At 64.1% G+C, this 19,398-nt stretch carries 19 protein-coding genes; 3 read left to right on the top strand and 16 right to left on the bottom strand.

Features of this window, described 5'->3' with window-relative positions; translation table 11 throughout:
* Positions 1-23 precede the first annotated feature (23 nt).
* Positions 24-725 (top strand): transcriptional repressor LexA, encoded by a 702-nt coding sequence (lexA, locus tag ACO07D_RS15405; protein WP_421703830.1) that lies wholly within the window; start codon positions 24-26, stop codon positions 723-725.
* A gap of 60 nt (positions 726-785) precedes the next feature.
* Here lexA and ACO07D_RS15400 read toward each other — a convergent pair whose 3' ends face one another.
* The gene (locus ACO07D_RS15400; protein ID WP_421703829.1) at positions 786-2,837 is read right to left on the bottom strand and encodes a ComEC/Rec2 family competence protein; all 2,052 of its coding nucleotides are present in this window, start codon (positions 2,835-2,837) and stop codon (positions 786-788) included.
* Between the two features lie 76 nt (positions 2,838-2,913).
* Between ACO07D_RS15400 and gltX the strand changes: the two genes are divergently transcribed.
* Both gltX and gltA read left to right on the top strand, forming a co-directional pair.
* Positions 2,914-4,317 (top strand): glutamate--tRNA ligase, encoded by a 1,404-nt coding sequence (gltX, locus tag ACO07D_RS15395; RefSeq protein WP_421703828.1) that lies wholly within the window; start codon positions 2,914-2,916, stop codon positions 4,315-4,317.
* Positions 4,318-4,368: 51 nt separating this feature from the next.
* The gene (gltA, locus tag ACO07D_RS15390) at positions 4,369-5,664 is read left to right on the top strand and encodes a citrate synthase (protein WP_421703827.1); all 1,296 of its coding nucleotides are present in this window, start codon (positions 4,369-4,371) and stop codon (positions 5,662-5,664) included.
* A 64-nt stretch (positions 5,665-5,728) separates the two neighbouring features.
* Here the strand turns inward: gltA and ACO07D_RS15385 are convergent, their stop codons facing one another.
* The 15 genes from ACO07D_RS15385 to ACO07D_RS15315 form a co-directional block, all read right to left on the bottom strand.
* On the bottom strand, positions 5,729-6,415 hold the full coding sequence (locus tag ACO07D_RS15385; RefSeq protein ID WP_421703826.1) for a hypothetical protein: 687 nt from the start codon (positions 6,413-6,415) through the stop codon (positions 5,729-5,731).
* Between the two features lie 200 nt (positions 6,416-6,615).
* Complete coding sequence (locus ACO07D_RS15380) at positions 6,616-7,392, bottom strand: enoyl-CoA hydratase-related protein (RefSeq protein WP_421703825.1); 777 nt, start codon at positions 7,390-7,392, stop codon at positions 6,616-6,618.
* A 112-nt stretch (positions 7,393-7,504) separates the two neighbouring features.
* Positions 7,505-8,020 carry a DUF2087 domain-containing protein gene (locus ACO07D_RS15375; protein ID WP_421703824.1) on the bottom strand — a complete coding sequence of 172 codons (516 nt, stop codon included), beginning with the start codon at positions 8,018-8,020 and terminating at the stop codon, positions 7,505-7,507.
* 182 nt (positions 8,021-8,202) lie between these two features.
* Positions 8,203-8,664, bottom strand: a complete 462-nt coding sequence (locus ACO07D_RS15370; RefSeq protein ID WP_421703823.1) for a cytochrome c-type biogenesis protein — start codon at positions 8,662-8,664, stop codon at positions 8,203-8,205.
* Positions 8,661-10,634 carry a heme lyase CcmF/NrfE family subunit gene (locus ACO07D_RS15365; protein ID WP_421705044.1) on the bottom strand — a complete coding sequence of 658 codons (1,974 nt, stop codon included), beginning with the start codon at positions 10,632-10,634 and terminating at the stop codon, positions 8,661-8,663. Before ACO07D_RS15365 ends, ACO07D_RS15370 begins: the two co-directional genes overlap by 4 nt.
* Before the next feature lie 89 nt (positions 10,635-10,723).
* A complete protein-coding gene (locus tag ACO07D_RS15360) occupies positions 10,724-11,146 on the bottom strand; it encodes a hypothetical protein (RefSeq protein WP_421703822.1) in 423 nt (140 codons plus the stop codon).
* Positions 11,143-11,277 carry a hypothetical protein gene (locus ACO07D_RS15355; RefSeq protein ID WP_421703821.1) on the bottom strand — a complete coding sequence of 45 codons (135 nt, stop codon included), beginning with the start codon at positions 11,275-11,277 and terminating at the stop codon, positions 11,143-11,145. The genes ACO07D_RS15360 and ACO07D_RS15355 overlap by 4 nt, the downstream gene beginning before the upstream one ends.
* Before the next feature lies 1 nt (position 11,278).
* The gene (locus tag ACO07D_RS15350; protein WP_421703820.1) at positions 11,279-11,464 is read right to left on the bottom strand and encodes a hypothetical protein; all 186 of its coding nucleotides are present in this window, start codon (positions 11,462-11,464) and stop codon (positions 11,279-11,281) included.
* Entirely contained in the window at positions 11,454-11,981 is a 528-nt protein-coding gene (locus ACO07D_RS15345; protein WP_421703819.1) for a holin family protein, read from the bottom strand. Before ACO07D_RS15345 ends, ACO07D_RS15350 begins: the two co-directional genes overlap by 11 nt.
* A complete protein-coding gene (locus ACO07D_RS15340) occupies positions 11,972-12,583 on the bottom strand; it encodes a holin-associated N-acetylmuramidase (protein ID WP_421703818.1) in 612 nt (203 codons plus the stop codon). The genes ACO07D_RS15345 and ACO07D_RS15340 overlap by 10 nt, the downstream gene beginning before the upstream one ends.
* Before the next feature lie 91 nt (positions 12,584-12,674).
* A complete protein-coding gene (ccmE, locus tag ACO07D_RS15335; protein ID WP_421705043.1) occupies positions 12,675-13,118 on the bottom strand; it encodes a cytochrome c maturation protein CcmE in 444 nt (147 codons plus the stop codon).
* A 21-nt stretch (positions 13,119-13,139) separates the two neighbouring features.
* A complete protein-coding gene (gene argC, locus ACO07D_RS15330) occupies positions 13,140-14,168 on the bottom strand; it encodes an N-acetyl-gamma-glutamyl-phosphate reductase (protein ID WP_421703817.1) in 1,029 nt (342 codons plus the stop codon).
* 57 nt (positions 14,169-14,225) lie between these two features.
* Positions 14,226-15,038 (bottom strand): glutamate racemase, encoded by an 813-nt coding sequence (gene murI, locus ACO07D_RS15325; protein ID WP_421703816.1) that lies wholly within the window; start codon positions 15,036-15,038, stop codon positions 14,226-14,228.
* Positions 15,039-15,051: 13 nt separating this feature from the next.
* Entirely contained in the window at positions 15,052-15,924 is an 873-nt protein-coding gene (locus ACO07D_RS15320; RefSeq protein ID WP_421703815.1) for a lysophospholipid acyltransferase family protein, read from the bottom strand.
* A gap of 57 nt (positions 15,925-15,981) precedes the next feature.
* Positions 15,982-19,398 carry an indolepyruvate ferredoxin oxidoreductase family protein gene (locus ACO07D_RS15315; RefSeq protein ID WP_421703814.1) on the bottom strand — a complete coding sequence of 1,139 codons (3,417 nt, stop codon included), beginning with the start codon at positions 19,396-19,398 and terminating at the stop codon, positions 15,982-15,984.

Genomic DNA, 19,398 nt, shown 5'->3' with positions numbered 1-19,398 from the left:
CGACAGGGTTTGGAGGATCGAGCATGCTGACCCGCAAGCAATTGGATTTGCTGGAATTCATCCACAAACGTATCCAGCGCGACGGGGTGCCCCCGTCGTTCGACGAAATGAAGGATGCGCTGGATCTGCGCTCCAAATCAGGCATTCACCGGCTGATCACGGCGCTGGAAGAACGCGGCTTCATCCGTCGTCTGGCCCACCGGGCCCGCGCGATCGAAATCGTGAAACTGCCTGAGACGATCGACGTCTCTCCGCGCGGCGGGTTCGAGCCGAAGGTGATCCAGGGCGACCGCCCCGATGCCCCGCCCCCGTCCGGCGCCATGGCGCTGGAAGCCGTGGGGGTCAGCGAGCTGCCGCTGCTGGGCCGCATCGCCGCCGGTTCGCCCATCGAAGCAATTACCGACGGCGCCAGCCACGTGGCCGTGCCCGGCACCATGCTGGGCGGCGCGGGCAAGCATTATGCGCTTGAAGTCAAAGGCGATTCGATGATCGACGCCGGGATCAACAACGGCGACGTGGTGGTCATTCGCGAGACGAACTCAGCCGACAATGGCGATATCGTCGTGGCCCAGGTCGATGGCTACGAGGCGACGTTGAAACGCTTCCGCAAACAGGGCGACATGATCGCGCTGGAAGCCGCGAACCCGGCCTATGAGACGCGCCTTCTGCGCGAGGGTCAGGTCAAGGTGCAGGGCAAGCTGGTCGGGCTGATCCGCACCTATTGAGCCTTTGGGACATCACAAGATATTGGAACGGGACGCAGGGCGTCCCGTTTTTTCTTTGTTCTACCGGTTCCAAAGCCGATCACCGGAGATTTCGCGTGTCGCCACCACCTGCCAACCTGCGTCCGTGGCGTAGATCGCAACCGGCCCGGTGATGGCCAGCGCCTTGCGATCCCAGACGGTGCAGTCCCCCGGGGCCTCTGCCTCGCCTGCAAGGACCACAACCGCCCCATCCGCGCAGGCCTGATCGACCCGATCTGCCGCCCCCCGTCCACTCAGATGAGCAATCAACTGCCCCCCCAGATCAATGCGCAGATCACCCTTCTCCCCCGCGAACCCATCACGCGCGAAGGCTTCGGCCTGCTCAACCGGTGCACCGTCATTTTCCAGCCAACTGCGTGCGGCAAAGCCCTCTCCACGTGGTTTGTTCAGCACCCGGCCGTCCTCGGTCATGACCCCGATCAGCCCGGCACTATCCGAGATCAGCAGGTCGGGCCGGTCGGACAGATTCCACAGCACGAAGCCAACCGCCAAGGGTGCGAGCCCAATCAAGCGCCCCCGCCCTTGCCAGAGGATCAGCATCAACCCGCCAAGCGCGATCACCGGCACCACACCCACCATGGGTGTGACCACATGGCCGATGGCCCCCTCCATCGACGAGACATGGGTCGCAACGCCCAGGATCCAGCGGATTGCGGGCTCCATCGCGGCGAGCGACAACCAGGCCAGGCCGAACGGGGCCAGCAGCGCGGTGATCACCGCGAGCGGCATGACGAAGGCGCCCATCAGGGGCACCGAGAGCAGATTGGCGATCAGGCCGAAATGGCTGACCTGGTTGAAATGGGCCGCCGCGAAGGGCGCAGTGGCCGCCCCCGCCACGGCCGAGGAAATCACCACGGCCAGGACCGGCCGCGCCCAGCGGGGGGCTTGCCAGCCGTCCCAATCCCGCAAGACCCCAAAGACGGCGACCAGCGCGGTAGTGGCTGAAAAGGACATTTGGAAACCGGGTTCAACGAGGGCCTGGGGGTGCAGGATCAGCACGATCATGGCGGCCAGGGCCACCGACCGGATCGACAGGGCACGCCGGTCAAACAGAACGGCAGTGAACATGGCCGCAACCATGATGAAGGCACGTTCGGTGGCGACATTCCCCCCCGACAGTGCGAGGTAGAAAGCCCCTGCCCCCATGGCAACCACGGCGGCGATCTTCTTGGTCGGCCAGCGCAGGGCGACATGGGGGATTGCGGCCAGCCCCAAACGCAGCGCGGCAAAGACGAACCCGGTCAGCAGCCCCATATGCAGCCCGGAAATCGCCAAGAGGTGCGCAAGGTTCGAGCCGCGCAAGGCGGCCAGCGTCTCCTGCCCCATGCCGGAGCGGTCACCGGTCATGATCGCGGCGGCAAAGGCGCCCGGCTCGCCCGGCATGGTGGCGCGCACCCAGGTGGCGATGGACATGCGCAGCCGGTGCACGGCCAGCCCCGCGCGGCCTTCGGCGGCCGGGGCAAGGGTCAGGACCGGTGCGCGGGTGTAGCCGACCGCACCGATCTGGCGAAACCAGGCCATGCGCTGGAAATCGAACCCGCCCGGTTCGACCGGGCCTTGCGGGGCTGACAGATGCGCGGTCATGGCAACGCGCAGGCCCGGCTCGGGGGCGATCCAGCCCTGTTGACCATGCAGCGACACCCGCACGCGCTCCGGCGTCTCGGTGGGGCCGAGCCCGTCCAGCCGCACCTGGTCCAACGTCAGCCGCACAGCGTCCGATTGCGAGCGGTCGATGTTCACCACGCGACCCTCGACCGCGCCATAATACCGAAAATCGAGCTTGGGCGCCGAGAGGCCACCTGCCTTGGCTCCGGCCAGCACCAGCCCGCCCGAGATCAGTGCAAGCCCCAGGAACACCGGGCCAAGACCCTGCCAGAACCGCCAGGCCAGCGCGGCGCCGAGCACCGTGACCAAGCCCAACAAGATCCAGGCCCCGAAGGTGGGCTCGTTTCGCAGAAGGAAATACCAGCCCACGCCCGTGGCCAGGCAGACCGGTGCCCAGGGCAACAGCCGTCCACGGGCCCGATCAACCCGGGCCTGCACCATGAGCAGAGGCGCGCTTCGGGGCGTCACTCTTGTCCTCTCCGCCTTCACGTTCTAGACCACGGACAACGCTACGCGCAGCATGGTTTCCAAAAGGTTAACGCACATGAGCCCCACACAGGTCGTCACCCGTTTCGCCCCCTCGCCCACTGGCTATCTTCACATCGGCGGCGCGCGCACCGCGCTGTTCAACTGGCTTTATGCGCGCGGGCGTGGCGGCAAGTTCCTGCTGCGCATCGAGGACACCGACCGCGCGCGCTCGACCCCCGAGGCGACGGCGGCGATCCTGAAGGGCATGGACTGGCTGGGGCTGGACCATGACGGCGAGGTGGTCAGCCAGTTCGACCGCGCCGAACGCCACGCCGAGGTGGCCCGCGAAATGCTGTCAAATGGCCATGCCTACAAATGTTTCGCCACCCAGGAAGAGATCCAGGAGTTCCGTGACGCCGCCCGGGCCGAGGGCAAGTCGACGCTCTACCAGAGCCCCTGGCGCGACGCCGACCCCGCGACCCATCCGGATGCGCCCTATGTGATCCGCCTGAAGGCCCCGCGGGAGGGGGTGACCGAAATCAACGACGAGGTGCAGGGCAAGGTCACGATCCGCAATGACCAGCTGGACGACATGATTTGTTTACGCTCGGACGGTACGCCCACCTATATGCTGGCCGTTGTTGTTGATGACCATGACATGGGTGTGACCCATGTGATCCGGGGGGATGACCACCTGAACAATGCCGCGCGCCAGGCACTGGTCTATCTGGCGATGGGCTGGGAGATCCCGGTCTGGGCGCATATCCCGCTGATCCACGGGCCGGACGGCAAGAAACTGTCGAAACGCCACGGCGCGCTGGGGGTCGAGGAATACCAGGCCATGGGCTACCCGGCGCAGGCGATGCGCAATTACCTGGCCCGTCTGGGCTGGTCCCACGGCGATGATGAAGTCTTCACGGACGCCCAGGCACTGGAGTGGTTCGACCTGTCGGGAATCGGCAAATCGCCCGCCCGTTTCGACTTCAAGAAGCTCGACAATATCTCGGGTCAGCACCTGGGCATGATGGAAGACGCTGCCGTGCTGGCCGCCGTCGAGGATTTCCTTGCTGCGACCGATCAGCCCGTTTTGCAGGCGCAGCAACGCGAGAATTTGTCGAAGGCGATGTATTGCCTGAAAGGCGCGGCGAAAACCCTGCCGCAACTCATTGAAAAAGCGCGCTTTGCCCTGGCTTCCCGCCCCCTCGACCGGGACGAGAAGGCCGACAAGGCCCTGGATGATGTATCCCGTCGTATACTGAAAGAATTGACGCCGCAGCTGCAAAATGGTAGCTGGGATCGCGACACGCTGGAGGGGGTGCTGAATGGGCTCGCAGAGGCCCACGGAACCAAGTTCGGCAAGCTGGCCGCGCCGCTGCGCGCAGCCCTTGCGGGACGGGCCGTGACCCCCAGCGTTTTTGACATGATGCTGGTCCTTGGGCGCGAAGAAACCATCGCCCGCCTGGAGGACGCATCGAACTGAGACACGACCCCGCCCAGCCGGGCCAGGAACATGCACGAGAAGGGAACAGACATGGCAGAACAGACAGGAACCGCGAAGCTCACCGTTGGTGACAAGGAGATCGATCTGCCGATGTATTCCCCGACGCTGGGGCCGGACGTGATCGACATCACCAAGCTTTATGCTCAGGGCGGCGTCTTCACCTACGACCCCGGCTACACCTCGACCGCATCGTGCGATTCGACCATCACCTTCATTGATGGCAACAAGGGTGAACTGCTGCACCGCGGCTACCCGATCGACCAGTTGGCGGAAAAATCGCATTACCTCGAAGTCTGCTACCTGCTGCTCTACGGCAACCTGCCCTCGGCCGCCGAGCTGGAAGAGTTCGAACGCACCATCACCCGCCACACGATGATCCATGAGCAGATGCACATGTTCTTCCGTGGCTTCCGTCGGGATGCGCACCCGATGGCGACCATGGTGGGCGTGGTCGGTGCCATGTCGGCATTCTATCACGACTCGACCGACATCTCGGACCCGCGTCAGCGCGAGGTCGCCTCGCACCGCCTGATCGCCAAGATGCCGACCATCGCCGCGATGGCCTATAAATACTCGATCGGCCAGCCCTTCATCTATCCGAAGAACTCGCTGGATTACGCCTCGAACTTCCTGCACATGTGCTTCTCGGTCCCGGCCGAGGACTACGAGGTGAACCCGATCCTGGCCCGCGCCATGGACCGGATCTTTACCCTGCACGCCGATCACGAGCAGAACGCCTCGACCTCGACCGTGCGCCTGGCCTCCTCCTCGGGCGCCAACCCGTTCGCCTGTATCGCCGCCGGCATCGCCTGCCTCTGGGGTCCAGCCCACGGTGGCGCCAACCAGGCCTGCCTGGAGATGCTGAAGGAAATCGGCTCGGTTGACCGCATTCCGGAATTCATCGCCCGCGCCAAGGACAAGAACGACCCGTTCCGCCTGATGGGCTTCGGCCACCGCGTCTACAAGAACACCGACCCGCGCGCGACCGTGCTGAAACAGTCGGCCGACGAGGTGCTGGAACTGCTGGGCATCGAAGACAACCCGCTCTTGCAGGTCGCCAAGGAGCTGGAACAGACCGCCCTGAACGACCCGTATTTCATCGAGAAGAAGCTGTTCCCGAACGTCGACTTCTACTCGGGCATCATTCTGGAGGCGATGGGCTTCCCGACCTCGATGTTCACCCCGATCTTCGCGCTGAGCCGCACCGTGGGCTGGATCTCGCAGTGGAAGGAACAGCTGTCCGATCCCGCGCACAAGATCGGCCGCCCGCGCCAGCTGTACATGGGTGAAACCAACCGCGACTACACGGATGTGGAAGAGCGCTGAGCGCCCCTTCCCCGCGTCACACGAAAGGCCGCCCGATCGGGCGGCCTTTTTCGTTTACCCCATGTTATCGGCCCTGCAAATCACAGGCTGTCCCCAAGATTGGCGTGGTTGCCACCGGGACAAACTCGCGAGTTGAATACCACCAGATATCGGCCTGCCCTTCGTCCAAGCGATAGACTCTTGGGGAATGTTCACCGACCACCCAGCCAAATTCTGGACGCTCCCTTTCCTGTAAGCGGCGCAGCGATCCCGTGTCGTCGCCAACCTCGGCGTAACCGACCAGAAAACAGGTGTTCGAAAGATCGGTCGCCCCGATAATCTTGTGCAACGGGGCCAACAAGAAGACCTGCACAACGACCAAGGCAAGGGGCAGGCAGACAGCCAGCATGGGCCAGAACACCCGCGCCGAGCGCCCTAAAAGAACAAGGCATACCCCCACCCAGACCAATGCGACTTGGACCATCCGGTCCACGCCGCAGTTGCCGTATCTTTCATATCCTCCTGACAGCCCGCCCATGGCGCATTCCAGGAGGCCCACCACCGCCCCAACCGCCAAGAGGGAGAGGCAGACCAGGCCCGCACCTATCGCCCATCGTGATTTCACCTGTATGGACAGTGCCAACGCGGCCAGGCTCACCGCAACCGAAAGCCATGCAGCCAGAACAAGCACGCGATCTGCCCACGCATCGCCTCGGGTCGCCGCCAGAATCAGAATCAATCCTATCGCTCCACCGGCAATGATCGCGTTCAAGAACAGTCGAACAACCTGTGGGACAAGGGACATGGCGGGGTCTCGGCGTTGCAAATATCGTGCCTATATTCCCACGCCGAATGTCGAGATTTTCGTAAGGAGATGGGCAGATTTTCCTTACTCGACGCTTGAGATCGGCCCGTAAACCAAAAAAAGAGGCCGCTGAAATCAGCGGCCTCTGGAACCCGGTCGAGCGACGTTCAGCGCCCCTCGAACTTTGGCGCGCGTTTTTCCAGGAAGGACATGACCCCTTCCGAGAAATCCCGCGACTTGCCGCAGTCGCCCTGGGCGTGGGCTTCCAGCGCCAGTTGATCTTCCAGCGAGTTGTCCAGCGAGGCGCGGATCGCCTTGCGGATGTGGCGGAAGGCCAGGGTCGGGCCGTTGGCCAGGTATTCGCCACGGGCGCGCCAGTTGGCTTCGAAGTCTTCGTCTGCCACGGCCTCCCAGATCAGCCCCCAGTCGGCGGCCTGCCGGGCGGTGATCTTTTCTGCAAACATCGCCGCGCCCATCGCCTTGGCGAAACCCATGGTGCGGGGCATCCAATAGGTGCCGCCCGCGTCGGGGATCAGGCCGATCTTGGCAAAGGCCTGCATGAAATAGGCGCTTTCCTTGGCGATCACCACATCGGCGGCCAGGGCAATATTGGCGCCAGCCCCGGCGGCGGGACCGTTCACCGCGGCGATGATCGGGATCGGGCTTTCATAGATCGCGTCAAGGATCGGCTGATATTCGTCGCGCAGGGTGCGTTCCAGGTCGACATCCGCCGCATTGGCGCGGTCACCCAGATCCTGGCCCGAACAAAACGCCTTGCCTTCGCCGGTGATCACCAGGGCGCGCGCCCCCTCGCCCGCCGCCTTGACCGCATGGGCGATCTCGGCGCGCATCTGGGTGTTCAGCGCATTGTACTTGTCGGGGCGGTTGAAAGTCAGCACCGCCAGCCCCTCGGTGATCTCGAGGCGAATCGTTTCGTAGTCCATTGGGTCCTCCCACATTCCGCGCCAGTTTAACCGACCGCATGGACGGTTAAACCCGGACGCGGCGTCTTTGCGGGATATATTGGTCAGGCGGGGCGGAAAGGAAAGGGGCGGATTACCCGCCCCCGGTCCGACGCCGCGTCACTGCCGCGATCACCGCCTGGGCGGTGGCATCGGGCCGGGCAGGTTGGCGTTCGTAGCCTGTGCCGTCGCGATTGCGCTTGAGCCGTGCGTCCTCGACCAGAGAACGACGCACCTGAGCGGGGTCACGGAACGCCATCATCGGATCAATCAACGCCGAGATTTCGCGCTCGTCATAACGCCCGGGCGGCAGTTGCGCCCAGAGTGCCCAGAGGCACAGTTGGCGCACGGATCGTTTCGCAGGCCAGCCGGTCAGGCGCCCCTGGTCATCAAACCACCTCAGTGCGCGGCTCACGGCCGCACCATCCGCCGGGGCCACCGGCCCGTCTTGCGTCGCGCGAAGGTGCTGATAGTTGCGATAACCGCCCGCACGGGCCAACAGGTTCAACAGGCTCTGATGGCCGGGGGCATCCTCGCCCAGCTGCCCACGCAGGGTGCGGGCAAAGGCGCTGAGGTCCGGTAGGGTCAGGGAAATGGTATCTCGGGTCATGTCAGTCATCCCTCATGGCGCATCCGGATACATGGCGGGAGCTGCCCTTGCCGCACAGGGACGCGCGGGGAAACCAATCATGGGTTCTAGGCAGGTTCAGCATGTCCCGAAAGGGATGGCAGCGACTCGGTGAACTGCGGACCGTGGGGCGACGGTAACGCCCCACGGGGGATGCGCGCAAGTCAGTCCTTCATCAGCTCGTCAAGGCGGGCCTGTTCGTCGGCCGACAGGCCGCGGGCCGGCTCCGCCGCCTTCGAGCGGCGGCGCAGGTACATGAAACCGGTCAGGCCAGCCAGGAGGAACAGCACCGGGCCAGTGGCCCAAAGCAGCTTGTTCGCCCCGGCGGTGGTCGGCTTCATCAACACATATTCGCCATAGCGTTCGACGACGAAGTCCAGCACCTCTTCGTTGCTGTCGCCTTCCAGCAGCCGTTCACGGACCAGCAGGCGCAAGTCGCGGGCAATGGCGGCGTTGCTTTCGTCGATGTTTTCACCACGGCAGACGACGCAGCGCAGTTCCTGCCCCAGGTCGCGGGCGCGCTGTTCCAGGACGGGATCGTCCAGTACCTCATCCGGGTTCACCGCCAGCGCGGGGCTGGTCAGCAGGGTGAGGCTCACGGCCAGGGATGTCACAAGGCGTTTCATTCGGCGGGCACTCCCTGCATCGGGGCCTTGGCGGCGCCGGCGGCGACACGGTAGCGGCGGTCGGAGAGGCTGATCAGCCCGCCCAGCGACATGAGGATGCAGCCCGCCCAGATCCAGTTGGCCAGCGGCTTGATGAAGGTGCGCACGGCGAAACCACCGTTTGCCTGCGGGTCCCCGATCACCAGGTAGATGTCACGCCAAATCCCGTTCGAGATCGCGGCCTCGGTGGTCGGCATGGCCTGCACCGGATAGACGCGTTTTTCCGGCGTCAAGCGGGTCACTTCGACGCCGCTGCGGGTGACCAACATGTCGGCCTTGGTTGAGATATAGTTCGGCCCCTGCTCCTCATAGACCCGCTCCAGCGTGACGTCGTAACCGGCCACCTGGTAGGTGTCGCCCACGTTGGCGACGCGGATGTCCTCAACCTGCCAGGCCATCAGGCCCGAGATGCCGATGAAGGTAATACCCAGGCCCGCATGGGCGATGGTCTTGCCCCAATCAGCACGCGGCAGGCGGCTGAGGCGCGACAGGCGGCTGGCGATGGAGCCACGGCCGGTTCGGCTCATCTGGTCGATCAGGGCGCCGACCACCAGCCAGGTGCCAAGCGCCAGGCCAATGGGCGCCAGCGCGGACTTATGCGCCTGCATGGCCCAGACCAGCGCGCCAAGTGAGACCGCAAGGATCATCGCGGGCACCAGCGATTTGGCCACGCGGTTCAGCTTGGCCCGTTTCCACGACAGCATCGCCCCAAAGGGCAGGATCAAAGCCAGGACCACCATGAAGGGGGTAAAGGCGGCCTCGAAGAAGGGCGCGCCGACCGACAGTTTGCGGCCCCAGAAGGCCTCGGCCACCAGCGGCCAGATCGTGCCGACGAAGACCACGATCGAGCTGACGGCCAGAAGGACGTTGTTGAACACCAGCGCGCTTTCGCGGCTGACCATGCCGAAGACGCCCTTCGCCTCCATCGCATTGGCACGGGCGGCAAACAGGGTCAGCGAGCCGCCGGTAAAGACCGCCAGGATCGCCAGGATATAGACGCCGCGCTCCGGGTCGGTGGCGAAGGCGTGGACCGAGGTGATCACGCCCGAGCGCACCAGGAAGGTGCCGATCAGCGAGAAGCCGAAGGCCAGGATCGCCAGGAGGATGGTCCAGCTTTTCAGGCTCTCGCGTTTCTCGACCACGATGGCCGAATGCAGCAGCGCGGCGGCGAAGAGCCAGGGCATGAACGATGCGTTCTCGACCGGGTCCCAGAACCAGAAGCCACCCCAGCCAAGTTCGTAGTAGGCCCACCAGGATCCCAGGCCGATGCCGATGGTCAGGTTGATCCAGGCAGCCAGCGTCCAGGGGCGTACCCAGCGGCCCCAGGCGGCGTCAATGCGGCCCTCGATCAAGGCGGCGACGGCGAAGGAGAAGGCCATCGAAAGCCCCACGTAGCCCAGGTAGAGGAAGGGCGGGTGGAAGGCGAGGCCCGGGTCCTGCAACAGCGGGTTCAGGTCCTGCCCGTCAAAGGGCGGCGTGGCCAGGCGGATGAACGGGTTCGAGGTAAAGAGCACGAAACCCAGGAAGGCCACGGCGATGGCGCTCTGCACCGCCAGCACGCGGGCCTTCAGCCGCGGCGGCAGCCCCCCCCCAAACCAGGCCGCCATGGCGCCGAACAGCACCACGATCAGCACCCACAGAAGCATCGAGCCCTCGTGGTTGCCCCAGACGCCCGACACCTTGTAAAGCATCGGCTTTGCGCTGTGGGAGTTTAGAGTGACGACTTTCAGAGAGAAATCCGAGGTGACAAAGGCGTAGGTCAGCGCCCCGAAGGAAAAGGCGACCAGCAGGAACTGGACCGTCGCGGCGGGCACCGCCACCGCCATCCAGTTGGTCCATCCCTTCTGCGCCCCGACCAGGGGGACGATTGCCTGGACGATCGCCACGCCCAGGGCCAGAATCAGTGCAAAGTGGCCAAGTTCCGTAATCATGTTCGCGCTCATGTTCCGTATGTCTGTGCGCGAACATAGGGCAAGCGCGCCCCAAGGCCAATGGGGCGCGCTCTAATGTCACGGGATATTCAGACGATCAGATAGATCGCGGCCGACAGGGCCACCGCGCCCAGGATCGGCAGAAGGAAAGCGGATCCGTGCCAGCCAAAGGATCGGTGGATCACGCTGAAATGCAGCACCGCGCCGACGAAGTAAAAACTGAGGAAATTGAACAGGATGGGACTGTCCAATGCCCAGAGCGGCCGCCCCAGGATGGCATAGAGCCACCACCAGCCCATCACCAGGCCCGCGCCCGACCAGCTGTAGGCCATGCCCAGGGCCAGGGGCGTTGCGCGCTGCACATAGAGCCACAGGAAGGTGGCCGAGATCATCATGCTCATCATCGTGATCGCGCCATACCCGATCTGATAGACCGCATCGTATCCGGCGACCTGGTATCCCACTTGGAGCACCACGATCAGGACCACGGCGAGTGCGAATGCCTGTTTCATCTCTGCAAGACCTCCTTGACGGCGGCGTCCAATGCGGCGGCCGCTTCTTTGTTGCGTTCCAGCGCGGATTGCAGCTTGGCCCCACGGGCCTTGCGCCGGAACCATTTGAAAAACATCATGAAAACACTCATCTCAGCCTCCCCTGGTCGGCAGGCGTTCGCGGATGATCGTGGTGATCTCGATCAGGATCGAACTGTTCTTGTCCAGCACGGCCCGGGTCGCCTGGTCCTTCTGCAGATCGCGGTAGAGCAGGTAGAAGACCAGAAGGACCCAGGGACCGTGTTCGGCCACCAGTTTGAGGATAATGTCACTGCCCATCACGCGCGCTCCAATCGTCCAGCGCCGGGTTGCCTTCGCGCCCCGCCCCGGCCTCCAATGCCTCCAAGGCAGCCAGGTTCCGCGTCACTTGCCCTGCGCGGGCCATGGTTTCTGCCAGCGAGCGCTGGAATTCCTGTCCCTTCGCCTGATGACGCGCGCCGAAATAGAAACTGACGATCGCGCCCATCAGCCACCACAGCGGCTCCGGCACGAGGGCGATGCCCTGCATGCGGGCGGCAAACCAGATCGGGTCGACCATGGCGCTGACGAACAGGCCCAGGGTGCCCAGGGCCAGCGCCGGGCGCGGCACGCGGTTCAGCGCGTCCATGAAACGGTCGAACAGTCCCTGTCGCGGCAGCACGAATTCCTGCGCGAATTGTTCCAGTGCGGCGGCGCGATAGGTCGCCTCGCGTTCCCCCGCCGCCTCGCGGTTCTCTAGAAAGACCTCGGCGGTTTCGCGCACCACATTGCGCCCGCCGCCGAACAGCAGCGCCAGGATACCCTCGATCAACCCCATGCCGCGATCCGGGCGCGATGCTCGGCCTCCGTCAGATGGTATTTGGGCGAGATGAACTCTTCCGCGCGTTTGATCCAGCCGCCCTTGCCGCCATCGCGACGGCGCGCGTATTTGCGGCTCGACGGGCGGTTGTCCGCCAGGCGGTAATAGAAATTGCGCCGCTCGATCCCGTAGGCGTCGGCAATGTGATCCGGCGCTTCATCGTGGGCAATGCGGGTGGCGGCCAGAGTCTGCGGGCCGATCACGCCATCGACGGCGACCGGGTGCCCCATCTTGCGCAAGAGCTTTTGCAGAATGCGAATCCCCCCGCCGCCCGCGTTCACATACATGTCGAAGACCGAAGGCTGCAGCGCCTCGGGCAGTTCACCGATACGCGGACGTGCGAAGTAATGCTCGATGAAGATGTCGCGCGCCTGATCGCGGGTCAGGCGCTTCACATCCGCGGGCGTGACCTTGCCGTCGCCGGTCAGGTCCAGGCCAAGCCTGCGCATGGTGTGGATGGTAACGCCGAAGTTGGTGGCGCCGCCCGGATCATCCGGGTCATTCACATAGCCGCCTTCGCGGGCAATGATCTCGTCTGCAATGTCGGAAACGGATTTCATCAGGGCCTTCCCCCGTGTGTAAATTCACGGGGAAAGACTGATTAAAATCCGTTAAGAAAGCCGAAACCGGGCGTGCGCCCAGGGCGTTCGGTCAGCTTTCGGGCTCGACGTAGACGCCGGTTTCCTTCAGCGTGTCGATGACCTCTTTCGGCATGTAGCTTTCGTCGTGTTTGGCAAGGATTTCAGACGCTAAGAACGTACCATCCACGTATTTTCCGGTGCCGACCATGCCTTGGTTCTCTTCAAACAGATCCGGCAGCACACCGGTATAGGCCACCGGCACCGAGGCCACGCCATCGGTCACCGCGAAGGTTACCGTCTCGCCCTGACCACGCACCAGCGTGCCATCCTCGACCAACCCGCCGATGCGGAAGGTCTCGTTCGGTGTGGGCGGTTCTTCCATGACCTGGCTGGGCGAACGGTAGTAGTTGATGCCGTCCTTGAAAGCGAAGCCGATCAGCCCCGCCGAGACCGCCAATGCCACGAAGGCAAGGGCAATCACCTGGATGCGTCGTTTCTTCTTCAGACCTTTCATACCGGCCATCTGTCTGTCTCCTTACGGGAACACCGGGGCAAGCATCAGCCCGGTGGTTTCGTCTTCGCCCAGCATCAGGTTCGCATTCTGCATCGCCTGGCCGCTGGAGCCCTTGCACAGGTTGTCCAGCGCCGACACGACCAGAGCGCGCCCCGGCACCCGGTCGCCGACAACACCCAGCTGGCAGATGTTCGACCCGGTGACATGCCCCATGCCCGGCAGTTGGCCGAGGGGTAGCACCTCGACGAAGGGCTCGCCTTGATATTGCTCAACCAGCGCCGCGTGGATCGCCTCCGCCTCGCCCTGTACATAACAGTCGGCAAGGATGCCCCGGTTCACTGGCACCAGATGCGGAGTGAACATGATGCGCACGTCGCGCCCGGCGATCAAGCTGAACTCCTGGTCGAACTCGCCCAGGTGCCGGTGCTTGCCACCTTGGGCATAGCCCAGCACATCCGTGGAGCGTTCGGCAAAGAGCATATTTTCCTTCAGCGACCGACCCGCGCCCGAGACGCCGTTCTTCAGGTCGCAGATGATCGTATCCAAGTCGATCACGCCCTTGGCGATCAGCGGGCGCAGAGCGAACTGCACCGTGGCCGCGTTACAGCCGGTGCCGGCCACCAGCCGCGCGTTGCGGATTTCATCCCGATAAAACTCGGTCAGGCCGTAAACCGCCTCTTTCTGCAATTCGGTGGCCACATGGGGGGCGCCGTACCATTTCTCGTATTCCGCCGGGTCCCGCAGCCTGAAATCGGCGCCCAGGTCCACGACCTTCACATGCGCGGGCAGGTCGCGCACCAGCGCCTGGCTCAGCCCGTGGGGAAGTGCTGCAAAGCACAGATCCACACCATCGAAGTCGATTTCATCCATCTTGACCAGGGTCGGCAGGTCCAGGTAACGCAGGTGCGGGTAGACGTCGGACATCTGCATCCCCGCCTTGCGGTCGGCAGAAAGCGCGACGATTTCCATCGTCGGGTGGGTGGCAATGAGCCGGACAAGTTCGGCGCCGGTATAACCAGAGGCGCCCAGAATGGCGATCTTATGGGTCATGACAGACCTCTTTCGTAGGATTTCACGTGATGTAAGGGTTCCGCGGCGCGGACGCAATTAGGCAGGTTCGAAAGTGATCTTTCGTCGCAGGAACTGCGTGGCACGATCCGACACGCGCGCGGGGTCGCCGGTGGTCAGGAATTTCGACACCGCGCCATCGCCCCGCATGTTCGGGTGGCGCTCCAGGTAGTCGGCCAGGCTTTCGGCCACCAGGTTGGCCTGGCTGAACACACGCACCCCCTGCCCCAGTGCATCCTGGAAGGTCTCTTCCATCAGCGGATAATGGGTGCAGCCCAGGATCGCGGCCTCGGGATCGGGCATCTTGCGTTTCAGCGCATCGACGTGCGAGCGCACCAGCGCCTCGGCCAGGATCATGTCGCCATCTTCGATCGCATCCACCACGCCGCCACATGCCTGCGCCTCGACATCCACGCCGATGGCGCGGAAAGCCAGTTCGCGTTGGAACGCACGGCTGGACACGGTCGCGGGCGTGGCAAACAGCGCCACGTGCTTCACCTCGACCTCCCGCGGCGGGGAGTTATCGCCCCACTGCCGCTCGGTCAGTGCTTCAATGAGGGGCACGAAGACCCCCAGCACGCGTTTTTCGGCAGGGATCCAGCTTTCCTGCATGCGCCGCAGCGCAGCGGCCGAGGCGGTGTTACACGCCAGGATCACCAGGTCGCAGCCCTCGTCCCACAGCCGTTCGACGGCCTGGGTGGTCAGGTTGTAGACATCATCGGCGTCACGCACCCCGTAAGGCGCGTGTTCATTGTCGCCATAGTAGACGAAATCGACCTCCGGCAGGCGCTTGGACACGGCATCCAGCACGGTCAGACCACCCAGCCCCGAGTCGAAAATCCCTACTGCCATTGCCTTGCCCGCCCTACGCCTTGTGTTTGTCCTCGAACTCATAGCCGTATTCGACATTGTCGAGCGGCCTTGGGGACAAGGCATAGGTCCGTTCGCGCAGGAAATCCATCATGGATTTGGGATCAGTGGCATATTGGCTCAGCTCTGCGCGCGGGATGGGGTCACCGATGACAACCCGCACCGGTTCATCGACCCGCCGCTTGAATTCCTTGATCAGCAAAGCCATGCGCAGGGTGTAATGCAGATGGCTTGCCACCTGGAACAGCCGCGAGTTGTGGCCCTCGAAGAAGATCGGCACCACCGCGGCCTCGGATTTGGCGACCATCTTGGCGGTGAACCGGCGCCAGCCTGGGTCCATCGGGCGGGTGAACGGCTTGGCCGAGGTCGACACGGTGCCGCCCGGAAACACGCCCATCGCCCCGCCCTGGGACAGGTAGTCCAGGGCGATCTTGCGGGTCGCCAGGTTCTCGCGCATCGCCTCTTTCGTCTCGTCGAAGTTGACCGGCAGGATGACCTTGTTCAGGTCCGGCGCCTTGCGGAAGACGTGGTTGGCGAGGATGCGGAAATCACCTCGGGTGCGGGCCAGGATATGGCCCATCATCAGTCCGTCCAGGATACCGTAAGGGTGGTTTGCCACCGTGATCAGCGGGCCGGTCCTGGGGATATTGTCCAGGCTACCGCCAATGACCTCCAGGCTCAGCCCATAGCGTTCGACCATGACCTGCCAGAAGTCCCGCCCCTGCGCGACCTCGTAGTCATAGCCCTCGGCGCGCTTGATCAGGCGCAGTCGGCCGGTCGAGTTCTCGACTACCCGGATCAGCGTCCGCCCCCGGCGGGTCTGCGCGGAATGTGCATAGGAGATGTCGCGGGCGATGTGTTTCGTCATGTCTCTGTCCTGGCCGTCAAGCATGCCCTAAAGCCGTGACAGAAACATGACAATGCGTTACTCCGCCGCCTCCGCCAGGCTGTGGCCCGCACGATACGCCGCCAGCAGTTCCTCGCGCCGTTTCTCGGCCTTGGCGACGTTCTCGACCTTGACCGGGCCGAAGCCCCGGATGGAACGCGGCAGCTCGGCCAATTGGATGGCCACGTCCAGCGGGCCATCGCCCTTCAGCACCTCGGCCATGTCGCGTTCATACTGCGCGATCAGGGCGCGTTCGGTCTTGCGCTCCTCGCTGTAACGGAACGGGTCAAAGACGGTGCCGCGCAGGCGCTTCATCCGCGCAAGCAGCGGCATGGCGCGGCGAATGAACCCTTCGGAATAGGCGCGTTTCACCGGGCGGCCATTGGCCCCGATCTTTTCAAAGATCGGCGGGGCCATGTGATAGGTCAGCTTCAGCTCGCCATCGAACTCCGCCTCGGCTTTGGTGCGCGTGTCCATCAACATGCGCGCGACCTCGTATTCGTCCTTGTAGGCCAACAGCTTGTGATAGCCGACCGCGATGGCCTCGCGGAGCGCCGAGTCCTCGGCACGTTCCACCAGCTTGCGGTATCTTTTCGCTAGACGCTTGGACTGGTAGGTCACCAGGTGGTCGGCGCGGAATGCGATCTTTTCGTCGAGCGTCTTGGGCTTCTCGACCACCGTGCCCACGGTCAGGCGCGCGACCTCTTCGGGGTGCAGTACCGCCCAGCGGCCCAGCTCAAACGCACGCTTGTTGCGCTCCGGCGCCTGGCCGTTCAGGTCGATGGCCTGCATCAGCGCCGCGTGGCTCAGCGGCACCAGCCCGTTTTGCCATGACGCCCCCAGCACCATCATGTTGGAAAAGATACTGTCACCCAGCAGGACCCGCGCCAGCTCGGTCGCGTCAAACATCGCCAACCCATCGCGAATGCGCGCTTGAAGAGCGAGCTGCAACCTATCACCAGGAATACGGAATTCCGTGTCGCGGGTGAAATCGCCGGTGACGGTTTCGTGGCTGTCCACCACCGCCTTGGTGCGGCCGGTCGCGGTCAACCCCAGGGTCTTGGCCCCGGCGGACACCACCAGTTCCCCGCCGATCAGCGCATCCAGCTCGCCGGTGGCCACGCGGATCGCGCTGATATCCTCGGGCTTTTCCGCCAGACGCAGGTGCACGGTGACCGCGCCGCCCTTCTGGGCCAGCCCGGCCATCTCCATCATGCCCGCGCCCTTGCCGTCGATATGGGCCGCCTGGGCCATGATCGCCCCCACGGTCACCACGCCGGTGCCGCCGACGCCGGTCACCACCACATTGTGGGTCTTGTTGATTATCGGCAGGGTCGGGTCCGGTAGGTCCGGCAGGTCGATCTCGGTCGTGGCCGACTTCTTCAGCTGCGCGCCTTCGACGGTCACAAAGCTGGGGCAGAAGCCTTGAACACAGCTGAAATCCTTGTTGCACGAGCTCTGGTCGATCGCCCGCTTGCGGCCCAGTTCGGTCTCAACCGGCACGATCGAAACACAGTTCGACTGCACACCGCAATCGCCGCAACCCTCGCAGATATCGGTGTTGATGAAGACGCGCTTGTCCGGGTCCGGGAAAGTTCCACGCTTGCGTCGGCGGCGCTTTTCGGCGGCGCAGGTCTGGACATAAAGAATAACCGATACACCGCTGATTTCGCGGAATTTCCGCTCCACATCCAGCAGTTCTTCACGCGGGAATATCTGCGTGCCCGGCGGGAAGGCGGTGACGTCCACATCCTCTTTGTCGTCATAGACCAGGGCCAGGTGGTCGACCCCCATGGCCTTGACCTCCTGCGCGATGCGCAGCGCGGTCAGCCCGCCCTCGTTGGTCTGCCCGCCGGTCATGGCGACCGCGTCATTGAACAGGATCTTGTAGGTGATCGTCGTGCCCGCCGCGAGCGCGGCCCGTATGGCCTGCGCGCCGGAGTGGTTGTAGGTCCCGTCGCCCAGGTTCTGGAACACGTGCTTGGTGTTCGAAAACGGCGCCTCGCCGATCCAGTTCGCGCCCTCGCCACCCATCTGGGTAAAGCCGACCGTATCGCGATCCATCCATTGCACCATGTAGTGACAACCGATCCCGGCATAGGCGCGGCTGCCATCCGGCAGACGTGTGGAGGTATTGTGCGGACAGCCCGAACAGAAATAGGGCAGACGCGCTGCCAGTTCCTCGGCATTGTCGGCCTTGCGCGCCTCGGCCAGCTTTTCCAGCCCGGCCTTCACGGCCTCCGTGCCGCGCCCTTCTTCGATCAGAATGCCGCCCAGTTTTTCGGCGATCATGATCGGGTCCAGCGCGAAACGGGTCGGGAACAGCTCGGTGCGACGGCCGTTTTCCCACAGGTCGCCCTTGTGCCAGCCATAGACGCGCCGACCGCGGCGGTCGTCGAAGATGGCTTCCTTGATCTGCACCTCGATCAGCTTGCGTTTCTCTTCCACCACCACGATCAGGTCGAGCCCTTCGGCCCATTCATGAAAGCTGAGCATGTCCAGCGGCCAGGTCTGCGCGACCTTGTAGGTGGTCACGCCCAGGCGGTCGGCTTCTTCGCCATCGATGCCCAGAAGGGTCAGCGCGTGTTCAAGGTCCAGCCAGTTCTTGCCGGCGGCGACAAAGCCGATCTTGGCCCCGGCCCGCCCCCAGACCCGACGGTCGATTTTATTCGCCCGTGCAAAGGCTTCGGCGGCGAACCTCTTGTAGTCGATCATGCGCGCTTCCTGCGCGACCGGGGTGTCGGCGAGGCGGATGTTCAGCTCGCCCTCGGGCATCTCGAATTCCGGCAAAACCAATTGCATCCGGTCCGGGCGGCCGTCGACAACCGCTGTCGCCTCGACCGTGTCCTTCATCACCTTGAGCCCGGCCCAGACGCCCGCAAATCGGCTGAGCGCGAAGCCGTAGATGCCCAGGTCCAGGATCTCCTGCACCCCCGCCGGGCTAAGCACCGGCATATAGGCATCGACCATCGCCCAGTCGCTTTGGTGCAGCGTGGTGGAGCTTTCGCCGGTGTGGTCATCGCCCATCGCCATCAGCACGCCGCCATGGGTGGAGGAACCCGCCATGTTGGCGTGGCGCATCACGTCGCCGGTGCGATCCACCCCCGGCCCCTTGCCGTACCACAACCCGAAGACACCGTCGAACTTGCCTTCGCCGCGCAGCTCCGCCTGCTGGCTCCCCCAGAGCGCGGTCGCCGCAAGGTCCTCGTTCAAGCCGGGTTCGAACGTTACATCCGCCGCGTTCAGGATCTTTTGCGAGCGGCTCATCCACAGGTCGACGCCCCCGACCGGCGAGCCGCGATAGCCCGTCACATAGCCAGCCGTGTTCAGCCCGGCCGCCTTGTCGCGGGCCTTCTGCATCAGCATCAGGCGCACGAGCGCCTGTGTGCCATTCATCAGGACCGGGCTTTTTTCCAGGTCAAACCGGTCGTTCAGGCTGATCTTCTGGTCGCTCAT

This window comes from Aliiroseovarius sp., from assembly GCF_965228805.1.
Classification (GTDB): Bacteria; Pseudomonadota; Alphaproteobacteria; order Rhodobacterales; family Rhodobacteraceae; genus JASBTN01.
This window is presented reverse-complemented; position numbering and strand designations above follow the sequence as displayed.